Consider the following 21,926-nt stretch of genomic DNA (forward strand, 5'->3'; position numbering starts at 1 on the left):
TTCATCCTCTAAGCTTTTTCTACTCTTGTTTATTGCTAAGCTTTTCATATAACCGGCTGTATTCCTCAGCGGAACGGCTCCAGCTATAATCCCCTTCCATGCCATTTCGTTTAATGATTTCCCAATGTTCGGCATGATGGTACATGTTCAATGCCCGTTTCAAAGCATCTTCAAAACTTTGCTGCTCCTCAAAATCACTTAAAAAGCCGTTTCCTGAGCGCAGCACTTCATCGTACTCCACCACCGTGTCTTTTAAGCCCCCGGTTTTATTCGCTACCGGAACCGTGCCGTAAATCATGGAAACCAATTGGCTCAATCCACATGGCTCAAAATGGGAAGGCATCAAGAAAATGTCGGCGCCTGCGTAAAGCAGATGGGCGAGCTCTTCGTCAAACCCTACGTGGACCGCTATTTTTTCCGGATGCTCTTCAGCCAGCTGCCGGAAAAACTGCTCGTATTTCGCTTCGCCTGAGCCGAGCAGCACAAATTGTACGTCTTGAGTTTTCAATAGTTTCGGCAACGTCTCTTCCAAAACATCGATCCCTTTTTGGCCTGCCAGCCTGGAAACCATGGTCAGGAGCGGAATGTCACCTTGCTCCGGCAAATGAAAGCGGAGCTGGACGGCACGTTTATTGACCGCTTTCCTTTCCATTGTCGTCTGGTCATACGGCATTTCGATCATCAAATCTGCTGCCGGGTTGTATGAGACGGTATCGACTCCATTCAAGATTCCGACTAAGTCTTCCGCCCTCTTTTGAAGGAGCGTTTGAAGGTTCTCTCCATAAGACTCCGTTAGAATTTCATCACGGTAAGACGGACTGACGGTCGTTACTTGATCGGCATATAGAATCCCTGTTTTCAGCATGTTGAAGTTGCCGCGCCATTCGATCAGGCCCTCTTCAAAATAACGCGCTGCCAACTCGAATTCTTCCATGGCTGTTTCTTTGGAATAATAGCCTTGGAATTGAAGGTTGTGGATGGTCAAGACCGTTTTTGTCTTTGGACGAAGCGCAGCATACTGCTCGTCTTCTTTTAACAGAAACGGAAGCATGGCCGTATGCCAGTCATGGACATGCAAAACATCCAATGCCTCGGTTTCCGCTTCCAACACCGCCAATACGGCACGGCTGAAAAAGGCAAAGCGTTCGGCATCATCTGCTTGGCTATAGATTTGGTCGCGTGCATAATAAGCGTCATTTTCCACAAAGACGAATTGGACGCCGTTCATCCGATATTCAAAAATGGAATGGGCTTCTCTTTGCCCTTTAAAAGGCACTTCCAGATCTCCTTTAAATTGAAACGCTTTTTCATATTCGGCAGAAATCAATGTATATTTCGGCAAAATCACCATTACTTCATGGCCCAGTTCTGCAAGCGCTTTTGGCAAAGCACCCATTACGTCAGCGAGTCCGCCTGTTTTTACGAAAGGAGCGCATTCCGCTGCAGCCATCGCAATTCTCATTGAACATCCTCCTTTGTCACCCGCTCACCTTTGCGGAGAACAATGGGTTGCTGCCAAGTCCCTTTTAATACAACTCCGTCATCTATCTCCACATCTTTGTCGGCAATTACGCAAGTTAATTCGCAATTTTTTCCAATTTTACTCTTTTGCATAATGATGCAATTTTCCAACCGGGCGCCTTCTTGAATGGAAACGGCTCGGCTAATAATGCTTTTCTTTACACTTCCAGCAATCGTACAGCCATTTCCGATTAATGCTTGGCTTACTTGCGAACCCTTTAAATGCTTAGTCGGGGGCTCATCTTTCACTTTCGTATAAATGGGGCGGTCTTTTAGATACAGCTTTTCTCTTTGCCCTGCTTCCAATAATGACATTGCTGACCTGAAATAATTTTCAGTTGAATCAATCACTGCAACAAACCCGTCATGCGTGTACGTATTGAATGTATACGGCGCTTTTTTGCGGTTTACTACATCTTCAATGCTGATGACTTTCTTTTCTTCATAGCTTTCCATCAATTCCAGCAGCAATTTTTTGGAAAGGATATAGCTCTTCAAATGGGTGCCATCTTCGCAAATGGCTTCGGTAATATCCTTGCCGGAAGCTAGATGGGCATCCAGCATTTCTTCAAAATCCAATTGCGCCACAGTAAAGCAATTGGTGATTACCACATGCTCCTGTCTGCTTTTTACAAAAAACGAACGATGTTCACCTAACATGGAGAAGGCGCCGACGCTTACGTAATTGCCCACTTTCTGGGAGCCCGGAAGGAAAAACAAGCCATCTTTCCGGCGATTCAAATCCCAGCTTTTTCCTACTCCAATATGATCCAGCAAAGAAACAAAGGGATAAGCCGGAAAAACGCCGACGAGGTTGATATTCGAATTCACCACGTTCGACAAGGCGAAATCGATGAGCCGGTAACGCCCAGAAAAAGGAATTGATGCGGTGGAACGGTACATCGTCAAATCTTCCAGGCCAGACATCCTTACAGATGCATCAATAACTGCCATTAATCTCATTGACCTTCACCTCTTCTCCAGTTCTGTAAAACCTCTTCCGTCAACAAAACAATTTCTTCTTTTTGATCCGGAATCTGATAGTTTTCGGGAATCGACAGCCCCGGCGGAATAATGACACGCTGAAGCTGGGCGCCTTTCCCAATTTTCACGCCACTCATGACAACGCATTCTTTGAGCGACGCACCTTCATCCACCTGGACATCCTGGAAAATGACCGATTTTTCAATTTCTCCTTCAATAACACAGCCTTCATTGACCAAAGAATCCTGGACGGTGCCATGTTCGCCGATAAACTGCGGCGGCAGCTGCGGATTAGAAGAGAAAATCCGCCATCCGGGATCATGCAAGTTCAGGCCCGACGTTTCATCCAGCAAATCCATATTGGCTTCCCATAGGCTATCTACGGTCCCGACGTCTTTCCAGTAGCCTTTGTACGGATAAGCGACCATCTTTTCGTTGTTTTCCAGCATAAGCGGGATGATGTTCTTTCCAAAATCATGTGAAGAATTCTCGTTTTCATTATCCAGCTGCAAATACTTTTTAAGTTTTTGCCAATTAAAGATGTAGACCCCCATCGAAGCCAAATTGCTTTCTGCGTTTTCGGGTTTTTCAACAAATTCCTTTACGTTCAGCTTCTCGTCGGTGTTCATGATGCCAAAGCGGTGGGTGTCTTTCCACGGCACTTCGATAACCGAAATCGTGACATCCGCATTTTGTTCTTTATGGAATTCAAGCATGGTTTGATAATTCATCTTGTAAATATGGTCCCCTGATAGAATCAGTACGTATTCGGGATCTTGTTCCACGAGATAGTGCATGTTTTGGTAGATCGCATTCGCCGTTCCGTCGTACCACTTGAGCCCGCCCATCTCTGTATAGGGAGTAAGCATCGTGACACCACCGCTTCTTCTATCCAAATCCCATGGAATTCCTTGTCCGATGTAATTATGGAGCACGTGAGGCTGATATTGCGTTAAGACGCCGACTGTATGAATTTCAGAATTCATGCAGTTCGATAGCGGAAAATCGATGATCCGGTATTTTCCGCCGAACGGAATCGCAGGTTTAGCGATATTGTAGGTCAAGGATTTCAAACGGCTCCCTTGCCCTCCAGCGAGTAACATAGCCACCACTTTATTCTTCATAATTTTCACTCCCATCCGATTTTTTCTTCCATATTTCCATGGCAAAAGCCCGCAATTCAATCGCAATCGACTGGCTCTGGCCATCGACTGGAACATTTCTAGCAGCCGCTTCCCCTTTTTCCGTCCCCCGTCCACCATACAAAGGCGATGCCGTGGAAAAAACGCGTTCATATAAAGCCGGCAGCGGAACACCTACCTCGAATCCACTGTAATCCCTGTTTGAAAAATTCCCGACGACGATGCATTCGTCTTCCGCGGCTCTCCCTCTCCTGATAAAAGCAAGAACGCTTTGTTCATGATTATCGGGGTCCAGCCATTCAAAACCCGCCCGGTCATTGTCCAACTCAAATAGTGCCTTCTCCTTTTTATAAAAAGCCAAAAGTTCCTTCGTAAAGGCGTCCATTTGGCGGTGGGAGGGCTGATCTAGCAAAAACCAGTCCAGCTCCGGCTGGAATTCCCATTCGTCGTCATGCCCGAATTCCTGGCCCATGAATAGAAGTTTTTTTCCAGGGTGGGTCATCCAGAAAGCTAGAAGCAAGCGCAGTTGATGAAATTTTTCTTCCTTGTTCCCCGGCAATTTATTCAACAGCGATTTTTGCCCATGCACCACTTCATCATGGGAAAATATCGACACATAGCGTTCATCGTAATAATACATAAGGGAGAAATTCAATTTTTGATGCTTTTCAGGCCGTTCTTTTGGAGGCGTCTCCATATAGCTTAAGACGTCGTGCATCCAGCCAAAATTCCATTTATAATCGAAGCCGATTCCCCCGTCTTCGGTTTTGCCGGTGACATTTGGATAATGCCACGCATCTTCTGCGATTAAGATAGAATCGGGATGATGCTGCTTGATGCTCGCGGTCAATTTCCTCAAAAACTCAGCGCCTTCTTCATTGTGGACACGCCTCGGGTCATTCGGAACAAATAATAATTTCATCAAGGCATCCATCCGGAACCCATCGAATTTGAATTCATGCAGCCAGTAATGTGCGCTCGACAGGAGAAAGCTGACCACTTCCCCTCTATTGATGTCAAAGTTCATGGTTCCCCATTCTGGATTTTTTCGCCTTTCCTTCCGGCGGTCTTCATAGAGCGGTGCCCCGTTGAATAAAACCAATCCATGGAGATCCTGGCAAAAATGGCCAGGCACCCAGTCTAAAAAAAGGCCTAAGCCATTTTTCGCGCATTCATTGCTGAAATATTTTAGGTCCTCAGCCGTGCCGTACCTGCTTGTCGGCGAAAAATACCCCGTCGTTTGGTAACCCCACGATTCATCTAAAGGATGTTCGGTGATCGGCAAGATTTCAATATGAGTAAACCCGTGTTTTTTAACATACGGAATCAATTCTTCGGCAATGGCCCGGTAAGTCAAAAAAGAACCATCCGGCGCCCTCTTCCACGTTCCCATATGCAATTCATAAATCGCTAGAGGCTTTTCAAAATGATTTTGGAAGAGCAGCTGTTTTTGCAGTAAAATTTCTTTGCTCCACGTAAATACAGAATCAGCTGGGACGATTGAACAAGTGCCTGGCCTCATTTCGCTGGCCCGCGCATAAGGGTCGGATTTTCGGATCCGCTTCCCCTCCATGGTTTCAATTTCGTATTCGTATTTAAATCCAGTAAGCTTCCGTGGAATCCGGACTTCCCAAATACTTGGATCAAACGGCAACGGCTTCATTTCAAACCGCTCCGGTTCTTGCTCACCCATAGTACCGATGACAGCCACTTGGGCTACATCGGGTGCCCAAAGAGTAAATCGGGTCCCTCCGTCCTGAAGATGCGGACCGAAATATCGATAAGCATCGGACATTTGCCCATTATGGAAATTTGCCGCTTCCTTCTCATTCAGAGAAGCCTTATCACCGTTCACAAGAAGCACCTCCAAATCGTCATTCTTCCCCTTGCCCAATTAACTTTATTCTACACGCTGAATGTAAAACCCTTGTAAAAAATCGGAATAATTGAAAAACAGTGAAAATAAGCGGCCGAAAAGCTCAAAAGAGTCAGGAGTTCTCAGTATCTACACATATTTGAAAGCTTCAGGACTTGTTTACAGCGAGAATTTCTACTACGCTTAGGGAAGACAGCTTACGATAGGAAGGGCGAGAGATGTTGCGAAATCGATTATTGACTTTACTCCTATTGCTTTTCATTTTAGTGCTTGCCGGCTGCGGCAAAGGCATTGAAGATCCATTGGAATGGGAAATAGAAGATTTTAATTTCACCAATCAAGACAACAAGGAAATGGGACTGGCCGATTTAAAAGGCAAGGTTTGGCTGGCCGATTTTATTTTTACGAATTGCACCACCGTCTGCCTGCCAATGACAGCGAATATGGTGGACTTGCAAAACCAGTTTAAAGAGCAAGGGCTCGATGTCCAGATCGTTTCTTTCAGCGTCGATCCGACTGTCGACACCCCTGAGATTTTAAAATCCTATGCGGAAAACTACGGAGCAGATTTTGCTTCATGGAATCTGCTCACCGGCTATTCACCGGAGAAAATCGATGCGTTTGCCATGGATAATTTCAAGACGATTGCCCGCAAACCGGAAAACGACGACCAAGTGTTGCACGGTACATCCTTTTTCCTGGTGGATAAAAACGGCGTCATCATGAAAGACTATAATGGCGTCAATCCCCCCGTTGAGGAAATAATAGCCGATGCAGAAATTTTGCTTGCGGAGGAATAAAAGATGAATAAAAAAAGAATCGGTATGCTGGTCGGCCTGATAGCCGCAGCTGCCTTGCTCGCATTTTTCTTTTTGCCGCGCGAGAATTCGCCATCGCCAAACACGCGGGTCATTCTCGAGCATACGCACCATACCTATATTGCGCCGTCCTGCTTTGATGAGGCGGACGCTACAAACTTCCTGGAAGATTCGACATTGGAAAAGGCGGAAGAACTTCAATATCCGCCCCATTCCACCTGCACGGAAGAATCCTTTAAAGGAAACAACGATAGCCGTTTCATCAGCCTGCTGAAAGAGCTTGGCATTAAAGAAAAAGACTCGAGGGATTGGTAATAAGAAAAGCGGAAACAGCCGTTCAGGTTCGAAAGCCATAAGACGGTCTGGCGAAGCGGCGGTCTTTGCCGCACAGCCAGAATGGCTTATGATCCGAGAACCTGGCTGTTGGAGTCTGGACAATAGAAAAGCGGAAGCGCCTTGCAAGCCGCGACAAGCGCTGGAAGTCTTGTCGAAAATGGCACTTTTTGCCATTGCAAATAAGACTGAAGCGACCTCGAGCGGCTAGGCGCTGGCGTCTGGACAATGAAAAGCGGAAACAGCCGTTCAGGTTCGAAAGGCAAATAAAACAAGCGGCCGAGCATTTTTGCTCGGCCGCTTGTCTTTATCGTTCCCTTATAATTTTCACGCACACGGGCGCTTTAGTCTCCACTATTTCGTCCGTAAGCTCAGGCATTCCATCCTCACCAATTTTCAATACAGCTAAATTGTGGGAACGTTCATTGGCCGTGATCATCCACTCGCCGGAAATCAGCTCGAAATGCCTTGGCCCTTCTCCGCCGCTCGGGGAAAATCCGTTCAATTCCAATCTGCCGCCTTCTCCAATAGCGAATACGGCCAGACTGTCATCTCCTCTATTGGATGCATACAAATAGCGGCCATCTGCAGAAACCCGAACCTCTGCACTGGTATTCTTGCCTTCAAATCCGGCCGGCAGCAATGACACCTGTTGAACCGGTTCCATGCTTCCTGCTTCATTCCAGGCGTAAACCGTTAAGGAGGAAGTGATTTCTTCCAATGAATAAACCTCTCCCTGTGAAGGATGGAACGCCAAATGGCGGGGGCCTGAACCCGGAGGCGCTTGAATCGATTGTTCAAGTTCCAGCTTGCCCGTTCCTTGATCCAAGCTGTAAAGATAAAGCGTATCTGTCCCTAAATCCGAAACGATAAACCGGCCGCTTTGCGGAAGTTGAAAAACAGAATGCGGGTGGGGAGCATCCTGCCGTTCTGTGTTCGGGCCCCTGCCTTCATGTTTGACGGAATCCGTCCGTTCGCCGATTGATCCGTCTTCCTCTATCGGATAGACATTGACATTTCCTCCTGAATAATTAGCCGCAAGGAGCCATTTGCCGGTACGGTCGATGCACAAGTGGGCAGGATGGTCTCCATTGGCCGATTGCCGGTTGATTTCTTTTAACCCAAGCGGCTCCTCTGTCAATTCATACACTATGATTTCGCCATTACCAATTTCACTTGTGGCTGCAAAGTTTTTGCCGTTTGGATGGATCGCCAAAAAAGAAGGACGGTCTGTGCCGAGAATTCCTCCAATTTCGGTTAATCGTCCAGATTGTTGGTTAAATTCCCAAAGCTTGATGCCTGGTTCTTCAGAACTTGAATAGGATCCTGTCGCTAAATAGGTGCAGTTCATTTTCTTCCTCCCCGTTATTTTTAAATTTCCGTGAGTTTTCTAGGTGCGTGGTGTAAAGTAGGCTTTGTGAACAAATTGCTATTACTACTATATAAAGAAAAGAGTGGTCGCCAATGAGAAGGTTCGGATTATCCATCCGCGAAAAAAGCATTGTCTGCATCGGTTTTATGGGTGTCGGAAAAACGACTGTCGGAAAATTGCTCGCAAAAAAATTGTATCGGGGCTTTGTCGATATTGATGCCGAAATCGAGAAAGAATTCGGCATGCCCATCCCCCTTATTTTCGAGAAGTTTGGCGAAAAAGCCTTCCGCGAAAAAGAAAAAGAACTGATCCAATTTTACAGCCAACAGCCACTTTATGTTATTTCGGTTGGCGGCGGCGCATTTTTGCAGCAAGAAATCCGCGAAATCTGTTTAGCGGATTGCATCGTGTTGTTTCTAGACATCAGTTGGGATTCCTGGAAAGAGCGCATCCATATTCTTTCAGACAACCGGCCACTCCTTCAAGGGCAATCCATCGAAGACATCCAGAAGCTTTTTGTCGAAAGGCAGGAGATCTATTCGATGAATCATTCGAAATTTCAAGTGGACCGTTTCGAAGCCGAAGAAGCTGCGGACTATTTGGCAGATGCATTGAAGTTGTCTTGGGAAATTCACGCTCCGCAGCCCGGCTGACTGCGAATTAAAAAAGGAATGGCAGCTAAAGGTGCCATTCCTTTCAGGCCGTCGGGAAACTAGTTGAGTGAGAGCATCTACTTCTGGAATCCGCACTGCGGCGCTAAGGACAAGTGCAAAGATTATGCTCCTGTGCAAAGCTCGTCGCAAAGGAGGCGCTAAAGCGCTCCTTGACTCCCACAATAAGCCGAGAAAACCACTCGTCTTATTGCTCCGTCCAGTCCGGAATCGCGCCGGTGCTGGAGCACTCTTTAACGATGTGGAGCAAAACAGCGGAGACGATGTTTCTTTAAAAGCCTCGTTTTAAAACACTTGCTCCTGCGCAAAGCGAATGGCCTCGCAAACCACGGTCCTTAGCTTCGCAGCTGTTTTGCGGAATATCGGGTTTTTTAACAAATTCTATCTTTTGATGTTACCGATACTGCGCTTTTATTAAATCATATAAATTCGCTTCTTTTAAATAGGATTCCGGTGCGAGGAAAGTTACAGTTACGACGCCCGGATGGCGGCCAATTTCAATCGAACCGGTTATGGTCGCACGGTTCATGATTTCCGGCACCTCCACATTAAACATCGCAGCTGCCCGCTCCAATGCATTATCTGTCGCTGCGTTCAACGTCGGGCCCGTGCCAATAAATGAAATCGGCAAAGATTCTTCCAGCTGCGGAACATTCCACTTCTCGGCAATCCGTTGAGCGGACAGCCTTTCTTCTGCGGTAAATGGCTTGGCTGTGTATGGAAGATCTTCCACATTCGGCAAAAGAATCGGCCCTTCATTATTCAAACCTTTCAATAGGTGGACTTCTAAATGGACAATTCCTGCCACATCAGACGTATGCCCCGCAATCTCGCCGTCTCCTTGCATGGCATGCATATCTCCCAAATAAACTCCGCCCCCCGGCACTTTCACGGGGCAAATCAATACCGAACCCGCTCTGACGCGGCTTATGTCCATGTGGCCGTCTGTCCGATGCGTATCGAGCTCTTCTTGGGTGCTGACGTACTCGTGAGGTGCATCGATTAAAAACGACCCAAAATCGCCGGCATTATGGGAATCCGGAATTGGCCGGGACGGTGTGGTCCCAAGCTGCCCTAAAAATGGCCGCATCCGTGCAATGGTCCCGACCAAATCATGGGGTGCAAACGTGACAATCGGATTTTGCACAGAAGCATCGGGCGTCTTCATATATGCCCGGCCATCTTGAGCAATCATTTCGGCAGCTTCCTGATTTAGCGTGATCCCGACATCGCCTTTTTCGCTAAAGAACATCGTATAGCCATTTGTGAAAACAAATGGCGTGACGTCTGCATCACAATTGGCGCACCGGATTGCTTCACTGCCTGTCCCTTTGATGACCGTATCCGGATATAAAGTTCCACATCCCGGACATTTCACTGCAATGAACGGATCTCCCAAAAACCGCCCTTCGACAGGACGGTCATTTCCAGAAGATGTAGCAAGCGATGTCACTTCAATGGATTTGATTTTGATGACGATGGCATCGCCAGGTTCGGCCCCTTCGACAAAAACCGGCTTTGTTACTTCATGGCCGCCTCGGATGCAAGGTGTAATCATCGGACCCCAGCAGCCAGGCGCTGTATGTGCGATGATATGCCCGCCGCTTTTTACAGGGCCTAACATTTCCAAGTTCGGATCCAACACGCCATTGATGTATTGATTGACCGTTACCGTTTCCGATGCTTTTCCGCTCAATTTAACTCCCCCTATTCGTTTGACTATTCTGTCACTTTGAGTATACGGCAATCTCCAAAAGCTGACAATCACACTGCTCCCGTTGTTTCTCCCGATTCACTCTTTCCCTTTTCCACCTTCATTTCCTTTTTATCAGCTAGCTTAAGTTAGGTAGAATCCAAGCTATCGATTATAATGAAAAAGGGGTTGAAGCATCTCGCCCATCAACTAAAAAATAATCCATGAGCCTACGGTCTTTCATACAAGTTTGGAGGATTTTTTATCCGCCGCCCTTGAAAACGTTTTCATATGCATAGGAGGAAAAATAGTGAGTTTAACGAGAGATTTTTTTATTGCCTTATCCAAAAACCAAGTTTTGAATAGCGGAGCTAAAAAATGGGGACTCAAATTAGGAGCCGGCAAAGTGGTAGCCGGAACAGATATCGACAGCATGATGAAATCCGTTAAAGAGTTGAATGCGGAAGGCATCGGTGCCACCATTGATAATCTCGGAGAGTTTGTTTTCAACCGCGAGGAAGCGCTCGAAGCCAAAATGCAAATCCTTGAAACAATAGAAGCGATCCAAAAACACGGCGTCGCTGCCCATATGTCAGTCAAGTTGACCCAAGTGGGCTTGGATGTCGATCACAAGTTCTGTTTGGAAAACATGAAAGAAATTGTAGCCGCTGCCGCGGACTATGCCATCTTCGTCAATATCGATATGGAGGACTACAACCATCTCCAGCCCACGCTCGATATTGTCCACGAGCTGCTGAAAGACTACGACAACGTCGGGACCGTGATCCAATCTTATTTATACCGTTCCGAAAAAGATTTGGAAGCCCTCCAAAACGTGCGGCTCCGCCTTGTCAAAGGGGCCTACAAAGAGATTTCCGAAGTATCTTACCAGAGCAAACAGGACATCGACCATAACTATCTAAAATTAATCAAGATACGGCTGCAGCAAGATGTTTTTACTTCCATCGCGACGCACGACCATGTCGTCATCCATGAAGTGAAGAAATTCGCTAAAGACAACAACATTCCACGCAGCCGCTTTGAATTCCAGATGCTTTACGGCTTCCGGTCCGAAATGCAGAAAGAATTGGCGCAGGAAGGCTATGCTTTCACGACCTATGTCCCTTTCGGCCAAGACTGGTACGGCTATTATATGCGCCGGTTGGCTGAGCGGCCGCAGAACATCAATTTAGCTTTGAAAAGCTTGATTTCTAAATAAGAAAAGCGCTTTGGATTTTTCCAAAGCGCTTTTCTTATTGTCTATTATTCCAGCTCGCGAACTTTAATCGGAATCAAATCATTCATTAATCCACTTCGGTACTGCTCATACCGTTTTGGCAGCATCAATGACTCACCGAGGTTTGCCGGCGATTCGTCAATGGCGAAACCAGGCGGATCTGTCGCAATTTCAAACAGCAAATCTCCGTATTCCCGGAAGTAAATCGCGTTAAAATAGCTCCGGTCCTGAACAGGCGTTACCCCAAGCCCATAGGCTTCGATTTTCTTCTTCCAATCCAATTGGTCAGCATCGTCTTCTGCGCGCCAGGCAATGTGGTGGACCGTACCGACGCCCATTTGGCCGGTTCCAGAGGAAATTGTTTTTACATCCACAATATTGCCGATTTCTGCTGGTGATTGGAAACGAATAAAGTCGCCTTCTGTTCCCACTTTTTCAAATCCAAGAACCTGTTCAAGCAATTCAGCTGTCTTTTCCGCTCGCGAAGTGAAAAGTGTCGCGCCTGCAAAACCTTTGATCGCTACTTTCGAATCGATTCCTCCGAAACTCCAGCTATTCAAATCCCTTTCGCCTCTTTCTACGATCTCTACATGAAGACCGTGCGGATCGTCGAAGCGCAGCGAACTTTCTCCAAACCGGCTTGCCTTTTCATATGCTACTCCATAATGGGAGAGGCGTCCTTCCCAAAAGCCAAGCGCTCCCTCGGGCACAGCGTAGGAAGTGACACCCACTTGGCCATCGCCGATTCTCCCTTTATAGGCGTTCTCCCATGGAAAGAACGTCATAATGGTTCCAGGATCTCCGCCTTCATTGCCAAAATACAAATGGTACGTTCCCGGGTCATCAAAGTTGATCGTTTTCTTCACTAATCTTAATCCTAAAACACTGGCATAAAAATCCACGTTTTCCTGCGGATTTCCGACAATTGCCGTAATGTGATGGATTCCTGCCGTCCGTTTCGCCATGCGATCATTCCTTCCAACTCTTTTCTCCATCCTATCGTACCATTTCCGCTTTATCCGCCATTCTCTTTTTGCTTGGCCACTTCCTCTTTTTGCTGTTCTTTCAGTTCTTCAATATGCTCCATCTCTTCCTGATACTGCTCTTCCACTTCCGAAGTGGATGGGATAAACGGCTCTTCGTTATAGTCCGTCCGTCTGCCATAGCGCAGCATTTCATAAATGATCAATCCATTATTAGGCTTGCCGTTCGCTGTCTTCATCGGCACGATATCAAATAAGACATAGTAAAAGGCATAGAAAACGAACCGATCCCAAAAAGTTCGGTATTCCTCGAGCAGTCCATTGGCAAGCATTACATTTATGGCTAAAGCAACGGCGATATTGATCAAAATGGGCCCTGCATAGATGAGGGTATAAGCAATTTTCCCTTTTGAGCGCAAGTCATCGTACGAATACCAGCTATATAAATGATAGTATTTCCGAATATCAAACATCCAGATTTTAACAATCCTCGGTCCGGAACCGATGGTCAGCCTCGGATTTTTTACACCGAAAATGGCGCTGACCAGCAAATAGCCTGTTTCTCTAATGAAAATCACAACAGGCAGAATAATGAAAGCAGAAATCACCAATGACAACAGGTCAGCCAATCCAAACACGTTTATCACATCCCGTCAAAATCACTCAACTACTAAGATACCCGCCTGGAAATCGAGCCAATCCTTTTTCAAAATGAAACTTTTTTGTTATATTTGTCACATTGGTACAATATTCACTGTCTTTTTAGAACGGCAGGACTTTAAGATAGAAACTAGCAGACAGACTAAAACTGGCAGGGAGATGGATGCAGCTTGAAGAATAACGAAGTGTTTTATGAAAAACGGACCTGGTTGATTTCGTTCTTTTTAATTGGACTCATGCTGTCTATTTTTATAAGCGATCAAATCATCACTTCTTCCGATGCATCCGCTTCTAAACAGGTAGCCAGCTTCTCTGCCTATGCTCCACCGCCCAACTTCCTTGAAATCCAGGAAAATGTGGAAGTGGTGAAAAACTTAGCGTACAGCGGCACGAAAGACGCCATTTTAGATATTTATTATCCTAAAAACCAATCTGAAGCGATGCCCGTTATCCTGTGGATCCATGGCGGCGGCTATATCGGCGGCTCCAAAGACAGCCGGCAAGACTATGCCATGACTTTGGCTGACGACGGTTATGTTGTAGCCAATATCAACTATGCTTTAGCACCTGAACAGAAATACCCTGGGCCGATTTTCCAGGCAAACGAAGCGATTGAATTTTTGATGGCTAATGCGGCGCAATACGGCGGCGACATGGAGCGGTTTTTTGTCGGCGGGGATTCCGCTGGCGCACAAATTGCCAGCCAAGTGGCGGCGGTCATTTCAAACGCTGAGCTAGCGGCAGCCATGGACATCCTCCCCGCTGCAAGCGCCGAGCAGTTGAAAGGTGCCGTATTGCTTTGCGGACTGTACGATATGGATACCGTGCGCGCCACTCAGTTTCCAAATCTCGAAAATTTTTTGGCTGCTTATACAGGAGCGGAAGTTTTCGAGTCATTCGAACGTATTGACGAACTGTCGACCGTCAACCATATCACGGATGCTTATCCTCCTGTATTTTTGACGGTAGGAGATGCTGATCCTTTCGTTAGCCAGTCCGAAGAATTGAAAGAAGTGCTGCTTCATCAAAATATTCCTGTGGAAAGCCTCTTTTTTGAAGGCACCAATAAGCAGTTGAAGCATGAATATCAATATGCTTTGGATACGGAAGAAGCACAGGAAGCTTTAAAAAGAACCTTGAATTTTTTATTCGTCAATAGCCAATAAAAAACGGGCCTGCCTTGTGCAGAGCCCGTTTTTTGCATTCTTTAATTGTTGTGTGCCGCATTTTTCGCTACAGCCACTGAAACATTTTCCTTTTTTGCATTAGCTGCCTTTGCCTTTGAAGGCAGCATGTTGAAGAGGATATTCAGAACAATGGCTGTTACGCTTCCCGCAACAATTCCATTGCTTGTCAGGATTTGCAGGCTGGACGGCAATTGCGCAAAAATCTCAGGAACAACTGTTACACCAAGGCCAAGGCCGACAGAGCAAGCGATGATCATGGAATTTTCAGGAGTAGCTGAAATGACTTTGCTGAGCATTTTAATCCCTTGTGAAATGACCATGCCGAACATGGCAATCATCGCTCCGCCCAGGACAGCGGTCGGAATGATCGTCGTAGCCGCTGCCACTTTCGGCAAGAAGCCGAGCGTAATCAGCATCAAGCCGGTGATCAGGATGATTTTTCTGGATTTGACGCCGGACATTTGAATCAGCCCCACGTTTTGCGAGAACGTTGTGTAAGGGAATGAATTGAAAATCCCGCCGAGGATGATCGCCAACCCTTCTGCACGGTAGCCTTTCGCCAAATCTTTTTCGGTTAATTTCTTTTCCGTGATGTCGCTCAAAGCAAAGTACGTGCCTGTAGATTCAACTAATGAAACCATGGCAACCAGCGTCATGGTCAGAATCGCAGACCATTCAAAAGTCGGAGCGCCGAAATAGAACGGCTCCACCATGTGGAAGTACGATGCTTCTGAAATTGCAGCAAAGTCAACGATTCCCATGAAGATGGCGGCAATTGTGCCTGCCGCAATCCCAAGCAAAATGGAAATGGCTTTTAAGAAGCCGGTCGCGAATTTATAGATGAGCACGATGACCAGTAAAGTGCCAAATGACAAGGCGATATTTTGAAGAGAGCCAAAATCGCTCGCTCCTTGCCCGCCGCCCATATTATTGATGGCTACAGGAATCAACGTAATTCCGATAATCGTTACAACCGATCCCGTAACGACTGGGGGGAAGAAACGGACAAGGCTTCCGAAAAATCCGCTGATCAATACCACGATCAGCCCTGAAACCAAGATGGAGCCGTAAATGGCAGATATGCCGTATTCGCCTCCGATGGCAATCATCGGACCGACTGCTGTAAACGTACAGCCAAGAACGACAGGCAAGCCAATGCCGAAAAAGCGGTTATTGACAATTTGCAGGATAGTCGCGACTCCGCAGAGCAGAATATCGATTGCGACGAGGTACGTCAATTGTTCTGATGAAAGTCCAAGGGCATCTCCTACGATCAAAGGCACTAAAATCGCGCCTGCGTACATGGCGAGCAAATGCTGGAATCCTAACGCTGCTGCACCTAAAGACTTTTTCATCGAACCATCTCCTCCTCAAGAAACTCCACTTTGCCGTGCTCCAGCGACGAGACAATGGCTAAGGATTCTACGCGGATTCCGCGTCCGCGGAGGAGGTTCCCGCCGGTTTGGAACCCTTTTTCGATAACGATGCCAATACCCGAAAGTGCGGCATCCGCCTGTTCCACAATATCCACTAAGCCCAGTGCTGCCTGGCCGTTCGCCAGGAAGTCATCCATGACCAACACTACATCTTCACTGCCGATAAATGCTTTGGAAACTGAAATGTCATTGGTTTCATTTTTCGTAAACGAATGGACACTTGCGGTATATAAGTCATCCACCAAAGTCAGCGACTTGCGCTTGCGGGCGAATACGACCGGAACGCCCAACACTAGCCCTGCCATAACCGCCGGCGCAATGCCTGAAGATTCGATGGTCAAAATTTTCGTAATCCCTTCATCTGCAAACCGGGAAGCAAATTCTTCTCCAATGGCCTGCATCAGTGCCGGGTCGATTTGATGATTTAAAAACGAATCCACTTTGAGTACGGATTCTGATAACACTTTGCCTTCGGTTAAAATTTTCTCCTGTAACTGTTTCATGCTGTCAGCACTCCTTTCGTCACGCCGGAAGGCATAAAAAATAGCCCTCAGAACGTGCATCCATTCATACCATGAGCGGAGCAATGTCCTTCGAGCTAAAAATTCGAAAGGAAATAGAAAAGAAACATGCCTTCCTTGCAAAAGGCACTTTCCCAACATTTCGTTGCTTCTCATAGTCAGTTCGTTTACGGCAAACTGGTAGAAACTCGCGGACCTTATTTCCGCTATTATATGAGTGAATATTATAAGAATGGTCTTATTATAGCACGCTAGAACGGCATTTCAAGCCATATGAAAATAAAAGAGAATTCGAATAATTGATGTCGCTGCTGCATTTTCTACTGCTTTTAAGGCCCAGCAAACCTTCTTAAACGTATAAATGCTTTTCCAGTTCCGCGCGGATCGCTTCCGGAATTTTCTCGGATTTCTGCTCGGCGAGATTATAGTTTACATAGGTGACCGCATTTTTTGCACAAACTTCCCCATTTTGGTAAAGCTCTTCATACAGCTCTAAACTGGAGTTGCCGATCCGCTTCACCCAGACACGAACTTCAACATCTGTGCCAAAATAGATCTGTTTCACAAATTCCAATGTGGTTTTAATGATCACCATTTTCCACTTGGCAAAATCATGGTCAGGCGTAAACAGGCTGAACAACGGATTTCTGGCCGCTTCGAACCAGACTGGCAGGGTCGTATTGTTGATATGGCCGACCCCATCCGTCTCTGAAACTCTTGGCGATAATGTGGTTTGATACATAAACTCCAACTCCCTTTCGCAGCTACTAACTAAATCCCATCTTATCACCTTCCCGCTCTTTCTCCATATAAAAACCGAAAGGGATGTGAATCCCTTCCGGTTTCCGGTTATTCTTCAATGTTGATGTACAGTTTGCCGGCAGCCGCTTTTCTCGTTTCGTTTTTAAAGCTGTCGACCACTTTCGCTTCAATCATGGCGCCGTTGGCCGTGGTGCCATAAGGAACGGTCCAATAGCCCACATAATGCCCATCGCCTTGCTCCATCATCGGCAGTTCCGTTGCATTTGACACGTTGGTCAATGGCATATGGATGCTGAAGCTCGCTTTTAAGCCTGGAGCGGAATCGAATTCGATTTTCACGCTTCTGCCAGTCGTCAAGTGAACGTCTTCTGAAGGCGTCAAGTTCTCAATGGCAGGGGCCGTAAATTGAGCCGTGATCGTCACCGTCTCCGAGACCTCATTTCCAGCCGCATCGACCGCTTTGACTTCAATGACATTTTTGCCGTTATCCAGCAAAATGCGTTTGGAGAATGTGCCATCGCCAATGGATGCCGCTTGTCCGTTGACGGTTACCGATTCCAAGTGTTCATCGGCAATCGTCCCTTCCACAGTCACCGTTTCACGGTTTGTTTTTTCACCGTTTACCGGATTCGTAATGGCAAGATCTGGTGCTTCGGTATCCAGCACAACCGTCACGGAAGAAGATTTGCCCGTTTCTTGTCCATTTAATGTGGAGACAGCGACCAGTTCGTTGCTGCCTTCTTCCAGTTCAATCGGCAATTCGAACGTTCCGTCAGCAGCAGTTTCTACAGTCCCAGCCTCTTCTCCATTGTTTTCCAATTCAATGACTGTTGTCGGCGATGCTTTCCCTTCGACCGTCGCGTTTGCTTCATTTGTAACCTGCCCGTCTTTAGGAGAGGTGATGATCGGTGCATTCACTTCATAGCTGACGCGTGCACGGATCATGTAATTTCCTTCTTCTGCAGGAACCTGTGACCAAGCGCCAGAGACATGCTGATAACTTCTCTTCGCATTTTCACCGGTTTCATCTGTCGCCAGTCCAGGAGAATTCGGGTTCGCCACTGTCTGGCGGTAGACCATATAGAAGTCGCCTTCAACGACAATATTGTGTTGCGCCAAATCGACGACTGTCCACTCGCCATTTCGCAAGGCCTCTCCCTCAATCGGGCCAGCCAGCATTTTGCCCGGCGTCCCTTCTGCACCCGAGGCATCCCACACTTCTACAGCAAATTCCGTACCGCCCGGGCTTGGCCATTCCGTATCCCAGAAGCGGAACACGCCGTCTGTGACTATGCCGGATTCCTTGCCTTCAGGAAGCGACATTTTCACTGCCCATGCATTTCCTGCTGCATTATACGCCCGTGCATTTTCTGCGCTGCCGTCATCGTAGCCGATTTCTCCGCCCGGATACGTATAGAACGGCTCAAGCGCCAAGCTGACTTCCACAGCTTCCGCACCGATCGTTACAGGAACTTCTTTGCTGTAATAGCCTCTTGCTACCACTTTCAATGTATATTCGCCTTCATAAGCGTTCAATGAATAACTGCCGTCTTCCGCAGTTTCCACAGGAGAGATATTGGCATCTTCCACAAGAAGGACAGTCGCGCCTTCAATCCCTTCGCCGGTCGCTTCATCAGTGATGGTCCCGCTGACCGTATTTTGCGCAACTTCTTCCAGCGTGAAGTTCGCTTGCGTGGTTGCATCCGCTTCAATCGTCACCGATTTTTCTTCCGATTGATAACCGTAGGCTTCCGCTTTCACAGTGAACTCGCCAGGGCTATGCGTCAACGAATATGTGCCATCCGCTGGGTTCGAGTAAACTGAGCGCCCGGACTCCAATACTCTCACTTGCGCGCCAAGCGGCAATAAAGTCGGATTCACTGGAACTTCTACCGTCGGCAATTGTTCTTTAGCCGGAACACTTGGATGGATTTTCGCAGGATCAATCGGATTTTTCACCGATTCTTTATCCTTCTCTTTCACAAGCCCCAATCCAATTCCTCTATTTGCCGCTGCTTTTTCATTTGCTTTGCCATTTCCTTTAGTTGCTGAATTTCCTTTCGCATTTTTTCCTTTCGAAACTTTTCCAGTTTCTGAAACGTCCGCCAACGCTACGTCATCGATATACCAGCCGTCTTTAACGACACTGCCATCTGAATAGGCATTGAATGCCAAATAGATTCGCTGTCCGCTATAGTCGCCCAAATCGATTTCTGCATCCGTCCACTCGCCGGTCTCACCTTGGAATGTCTGCAATTGCGTCCATTCCTGCTGATCGGCAGAGACGAATACATGGCCATAATCCCATGCTGTTCCTGAAGACGATTGTTCGAAACTGTGCCAATGCTTAAATTGCAAGTATGCTTGCCCTTCCGGCAGATCGACCGGCGGCAATACAAGCGTTGCATTCATATTGGAATCATAAGCACCGTCCAAGTTCGTTGCATAAACTTTCTCGCCTGATGCTGCGTTTCCAGGACCTGAAGTCGGAACCCCATGTTCCCAGCTGTTCATTTCACCAAATGAAGTCCAGCCTGCCGCTGCGCCTTCAAAATCTTCAAAATACCCGACTGTGATTCCCGGTTTTACTTCGACTGTGTATTCTTCAGAAGAAATTTCGTTATTGCCAAAATCATTGATGGTCCATTTGTAAACGAATGATTCGCCTGAAACCGCTGATCCAGGAACAATCACTCTAAATTCGCCTGATTTGAAATCACCGGCTGTGCGAGCGGCATCCAGCTGCTGCCAGTCGCCATTTTCATCCAAATAATTCAGCTTTACAGAAGAAATGCTGATATTGTCTTGCACTGAAACCGTTAACGGCAACTCCATTCCTTCATAAGTTTCTGCTGGCGCTGCGTGCTCAAAAGTAGGAGCTTCCAGGTCATCGCCTTGCTTTGAAACTTGGCCTTCCAATTTGCCGATGCCGTCCAAAATTGAGCTGACTGCTTCATAGGCATCGACCAGCCCGTAGCCATACCCATGGTTTGGCGATTCAGGATAGGTGCTGTCTGTCAGCGGTGTCGCCGTATCCAATAAAATCTGCTCCATTTCATCAACGGTCAAACCGGCATCCACTTGCCGCAGCAAGGCTGCTGTCGCTGCCACTGCCGGTCCTGCCATTGAGGTGCCGTTCCAGCCGCCTTCATAAACGCCGCCTGGTACAGAAGAGCGGATATTGACGCCCGGTGCAGAAACATCCGGTTTGATTTCATCATAAGGAGATGGCCCTCTTAGCGAGAAATCAGCTACTTTATTGTTAATATCGGTTGCGCCTGTCGCAAATGATTCGGGATAATTTGCAGGCGCCGCAACAGAGGCAGGGCCGCCCGGGTTAAATAAAGTGGTATTGCCGGCAGAGAATTCCGGGAAAATTTCAGCCGCGCGCCAGTTGATGACGACATCGCGGTACCATTCATCCAAGCCAGGCCCGCCGCCCCATGAGTTATTGACAACATCCGGCGCTAGGTCTACACGGGTATTGCCTTCTGAGTCTGTCGGCGCTAAAATCCATTCCGCTGCTTCCAGCAAATCTGCATCTGTGCCTCCAGAAGCGGTAAATGCACGGACCGCAATCCATTTTGCGCCCGGTGCGACACCGATCTGGTTCGAGCCATCCGGTTCACTTCCGACCATCGTTCCGGTTACGTGCGTCCCGTGCCCTTGATCGTCATAAGGGGCATTTTGGCCAGCCGTCGCATCAAACCAGTTATAGTCATGGTTCACTTCGCCGGTAGCTGCGTTATATCCGCGATACTTTTCTTTTAATGCCGGATGGTCCCATTGAACGCCTGTATCAATGCTCGCAACGACCGTTCCGGAACCATCGATTCCAAGATCCCACGTTTCCGGGGCTTTCACGCGTTCGACACTCCATTCAATATTTGCCACATTTGATTTAGGCGCTTCGGCATTCGGAGTTTTTGTCGTAAACAATTGACGGGTTTCATTCGGCAATACTTTTTCGACTTCCGCAAAAGCCGCTACTTTCTCGGCTACTTCTTTTGTCGCTGTTACTGCCATGCCATTGACGATAAAATACGAATTGAGATCTTCTGCATTCCCTTTCGCCACTTCTTTTTCCAGGTACTCTTTTACATTCTGCTGTTCTTCAAGAGCCGTTGCCTTCAACTCGGAGACTACGGCAGAGCGCTGGGCGAGCTTTGACTTCGAAGAAGAAAGAGCCGCTTGTTCTGAAGTTTTTTTAACCGACTCAGCCACTTCTTCAGTTTCTGCCTTTTCTTTGAACTTGATCAGGAATGTGACTTTTTCGTCGTCTTTAAAATTCGTCAAAAGTCTGCTGCTCAATTTTTCTTTCGCAATTATGTTGGAATCATTTACCGACCGGTGCAATTTGCTTGCCGTTTCCGCGCTTGCAGCACCTGGTGCCACAAGTGAAAACGCCATAAGTAAGGAAGCTGCTAAACTAAAAGCTTTGATAGAACCTTTTTTCTTGCCCACTATTGTTCCTCCCTCCAAATTCACAACATTTTATTCCCTGGTTTGCCTTTAGAGCGATATCGAAAGGCAAAAAAATACACCCGTCCCCCTTCCCCAAATAATTTTGGTGCCCAGCGTCATGGTGTCATTGCTTCTGTCTAAGTTGTTGTTAACACTATACAAGAAAAAATATGTAATATTATTGAATTTTTTTAATTGATAAACTATACCTAAATATCTTAGACGTGCCAAAAGAACTAAAATTTTTAATAACAAATATAGAAAAT

17 protein-coding genes and 1 riboswitch are annotated in these 21,926 nt (G+C 47.0%); of the genes, 5 read left to right on the forward strand and 12 right to left on the reverse strand.

What is annotated here, in order from left to right:
• Positions 1 to 19: 19 nt before the first annotated feature.
• Genes glgA through glgB form a run of 4 tightly spaced genes read right to left on the reverse strand, consistent with a single transcriptional unit; the run spans position 20 to position 5,502 of the window.
• The gene (gene glgA, locus BN1080_RS15495; RefSeq protein ID WP_052653511.1) at positions 20 to 1,462 is read right to left on the reverse strand and encodes a glycogen synthase GlgA; all 1,443 of its coding nucleotides are present in this window, start codon (positions 1,460 to 1,462) and stop codon (positions 20 to 22) included.
• Positions 1,459 to 2,484 (reverse strand): GlgC family sugar phosphate nucleotidyltransferase, encoded by a 1,026-nt coding sequence (locus tag BN1080_RS15500; protein WP_052653513.1) that lies wholly within the window; start codon positions 2,482 to 2,484, stop codon positions 1,459 to 1,461. The genes glgA and BN1080_RS15500 overlap by 4 nt, the downstream gene beginning before the upstream one ends.
• Entirely contained in the window at positions 2,481 to 3,629 is a 1,149-nt protein-coding gene (locus BN1080_RS15505) for a glucose-1-phosphate adenylyltransferase (RefSeq protein ID WP_199876635.1), read from the reverse strand. The genes BN1080_RS15500 and BN1080_RS15505 overlap by 4 nt, the downstream gene beginning before the upstream one ends.
• Positions 3,619 to 5,502, reverse strand: coding sequence for a 1,4-alpha-glucan branching protein GlgB (glgB, locus tag BN1080_RS15510; protein ID WP_052653515.1), 1,884 nt, complete (start codon positions 5,500 to 5,502; stop codon positions 3,619 to 3,621). The genes BN1080_RS15505 and glgB overlap by 11 nt, the downstream gene beginning before the upstream one ends.
• A 239-nt stretch (positions 5,503 to 5,741) precedes the next feature.
• Here glgB and BN1080_RS15515 point away from each other — a divergent pair, with 239 nt between their 5' ends.
• Positions 5,742 to 6,323: an SCO family protein gene (locus BN1080_RS15515; RefSeq protein WP_052653517.1), complete on the forward strand. Its 582-nt coding sequence runs from the start codon at positions 5,742 to 5,744 to the stop codon at positions 6,321 to 6,323.
• 3 nt (positions 6,324 to 6,326) lie between these two features.
• The gene (locus tag BN1080_RS15520) at positions 6,327 to 6,656 is read left to right on the forward strand and encodes a hypothetical protein (RefSeq protein ID WP_052653518.1); all 330 of its coding nucleotides are present in this window, start codon (positions 6,327 to 6,329) and stop codon (positions 6,654 to 6,656) included.
• Positions 6,657 to 6,981: 325 nt separating this feature from the next.
• On the opposite strand, the gene BN1080_RS15530 is transcribed toward BN1080_RS15520, so the two are convergent.
• Positions 6,982 to 8,025 carry a lactonase family protein gene (locus BN1080_RS15530; protein WP_052653522.1) on the reverse strand — a complete coding sequence of 348 codons (1,044 nt, stop codon included), beginning with the start codon at positions 8,023 to 8,025 and terminating at the stop codon, positions 6,982 to 6,984.
• A gap of 113 nt (positions 8,026 to 8,138) precedes the next feature.
• On the opposite strand from BN1080_RS15530, the gene BN1080_RS15535 reads away from it, so the two are divergent.
• Entirely contained in the window at positions 8,139 to 8,699 is a 561-nt protein-coding gene (locus BN1080_RS15535; RefSeq protein WP_052653524.1) for a shikimate kinase, read from the forward strand.
• Between the two features lie 412 nt (positions 8,700 to 9,111).
• Here BN1080_RS15535 and BN1080_RS15540 read toward each other — a convergent pair whose 3' ends face one another.
• Complete coding sequence (locus BN1080_RS15540) at positions 9,112 to 10,413, reverse strand: acetamidase/formamidase family protein (RefSeq protein ID WP_052653526.1); 1,302 nt, start codon at positions 10,411 to 10,413, stop codon at positions 9,112 to 9,114.
• A 304-nt stretch (positions 10,414 to 10,717) separates the two neighbouring features.
• Between BN1080_RS15540 and BN1080_RS15545 the strand changes: the two genes are divergently transcribed.
• A complete protein-coding gene (locus BN1080_RS15545) occupies positions 10,718 to 11,629 on the forward strand; it encodes a proline dehydrogenase family protein (protein WP_407674808.1) in 912 nt (303 codons plus the stop codon).
• Positions 11,630 to 11,673: 44 nt separating this feature from the next.
• Here BN1080_RS15545 and BN1080_RS15550 read toward each other — a convergent pair whose 3' ends face one another.
• Positions 11,674 to 12,612 carry a ring-cleaving dioxygenase gene (locus BN1080_RS15550; protein ID WP_052653530.1) on the reverse strand — a complete coding sequence of 313 codons (939 nt, stop codon included), beginning with the start codon at positions 12,610 to 12,612 and terminating at the stop codon, positions 11,674 to 11,676.
• Between the two features lie 50 nt (positions 12,613 to 12,662).
• The gene (locus BN1080_RS15555; protein WP_052653532.1) at positions 12,663 to 13,268 is read right to left on the reverse strand and encodes a hypothetical protein; all 606 of its coding nucleotides are present in this window, start codon (positions 13,266 to 13,268) and stop codon (positions 12,663 to 12,665) included.
• Positions 13,269 to 13,460: 192 nt separating this feature from the next.
• Between BN1080_RS15555 and BN1080_RS15560 the strand changes: the two genes are divergently transcribed.
• On the forward strand, positions 13,461 to 14,456 hold the full coding sequence (locus tag BN1080_RS15560; protein ID WP_052653535.1) for an alpha/beta hydrolase: 996 nt from the start codon (positions 13,461 to 13,463) through the stop codon (positions 14,454 to 14,456).
• A gap of 41 nt (positions 14,457 to 14,497) precedes the next feature.
• On the opposite strand, the gene BN1080_RS15565 is transcribed toward BN1080_RS15560, so the two are convergent.
• The 4 genes from BN1080_RS15565 to BN1080_RS15580 all read right to left on the reverse strand — a co-directional run bounded on the left by BN1080_RS15565 (position 14,498) and on the right by BN1080_RS15580 (position 21,606).
• Positions 14,498 to 15,832 carry a nucleobase:cation symporter-2 family protein gene (locus tag BN1080_RS15565; protein WP_052653538.1) on the reverse strand — a complete coding sequence of 445 codons (1,335 nt, stop codon included), beginning with the start codon at positions 15,830 to 15,832 and terminating at the stop codon, positions 14,498 to 14,500.
• Positions 15,829 to 16,416 (reverse strand): xanthine phosphoribosyltransferase, encoded by a 588-nt coding sequence (locus BN1080_RS15570; protein WP_052653541.1) that lies wholly within the window; start codon positions 16,414 to 16,416, stop codon positions 15,829 to 15,831. Before BN1080_RS15570 ends, BN1080_RS15565 begins: the two co-directional genes overlap by 4 nt.
• Before the next feature lie 153 nt (positions 16,417 to 16,569).
• Positions 16,570 to 16,671: riboswitch (purine riboswitch) on the reverse strand.
• Between the two features lie 112 nt (positions 16,672 to 16,783).
• Positions 16,784 to 17,176 carry an acyl-CoA thioesterase gene (locus BN1080_RS15575; RefSeq protein WP_052653546.1) on the reverse strand — a complete coding sequence of 131 codons (393 nt, stop codon included), beginning with the start codon at positions 17,174 to 17,176 and terminating at the stop codon, positions 16,784 to 16,786.
• A 107-nt stretch (positions 17,177 to 17,283) separates the two neighbouring features.
• A complete protein-coding gene (locus BN1080_RS15580; protein ID WP_052654687.1) occupies positions 17,284 to 21,606 on the reverse strand; it encodes a S8 family peptidase in 4,323 nt (1,440 codons plus the stop codon).
• Positions 21,607 to 21,926 lie beyond the last annotated feature (320 nt).

Source organism: Planococcus massiliensis (assembly GCF_000821325.1).
Classification (GTDB): Bacteria; Bacillota; Bacilli; order Bacillales_A; family Planococcaceae; genus Planococcus; species Planococcus ruber.

Bases quoted from the DNA above. Each gene is read 5' to 3' on its own strand.
- BN1080_RS15565 (WP_052653538.1), bottom strand. From the start codon at position 15,832: ATGAAAAAGTCTTTAGGTGCAGCAGCGTTAGGATTCCAGCATTTGCTC.
- BN1080_RS15575 (WP_052653546.1), bottom strand. From the start codon at position 17,176: ATGTATCAAACCACATTATCGCCAAGAGTTTCAGAGACGGATGGGGTC.
- BN1080_RS15500 (WP_052653513.1), bottom strand. From the start codon at position 2,484: ATGAGATTAATGGCAGTTATTGATGCATCTGTAAGGATGTCTGGCCTG.
- BN1080_RS15530 (WP_052653522.1), bottom strand. From the start codon at position 8,025: ATGAACTGCACCTATTTAGCGACAGGATCCTATTCAAGTTCTGAAGAA.
- BN1080_RS15550 (WP_052653530.1), bottom strand. From the start codon at position 12,612: ATGGCGAAACGGACGGCAGGAATCCATCACATTACGGCAATTGTCGGA.
- BN1080_RS15520 (WP_052653518.1), top strand. From the start codon at position 6,327: ATGAATAAAAAAAGAATCGGTATGCTGGTCGGCCTGATAGCCGCAGCT.
- BN1080_RS15535 (WP_052653524.1), top strand. From the start codon at position 8,139: ATGAGAAGGTTCGGATTATCCATCCGCGAAAAAAGCATTGTCTGCATC.
- glgA (WP_052653511.1), bottom strand. From the start codon at position 1,462: ATGAGAATTGCGATGGCTGCAGCGGAATGCGCTCCTTTCGTAAAAACA.
- BN1080_RS15515 (WP_052653517.1), top strand. From the start codon at position 5,742: ATGTTGCGAAATCGATTATTGACTTTACTCCTATTGCTTTTCATTTTA.
- BN1080_RS15580 (WP_052654687.1), bottom strand. From the start codon at position 21,606: ATGGCGTTTTCACTTGTGGCACCAGGTGCTGCAAGCGCGGAAACGGCA.
- BN1080_RS15505 (WP_199876635.1), bottom strand. From the start codon at position 3,629: ATGAAGAATAAAGTGGTGGCTATGTTACTCGCTGGAGGGCAAGGGAGC.
- BN1080_RS15570 (WP_052653541.1), bottom strand. From the start codon at position 16,416: ATGAAACAGTTACAGGAGAAAATTTTAACCGAAGGCAAAGTGTTATCA.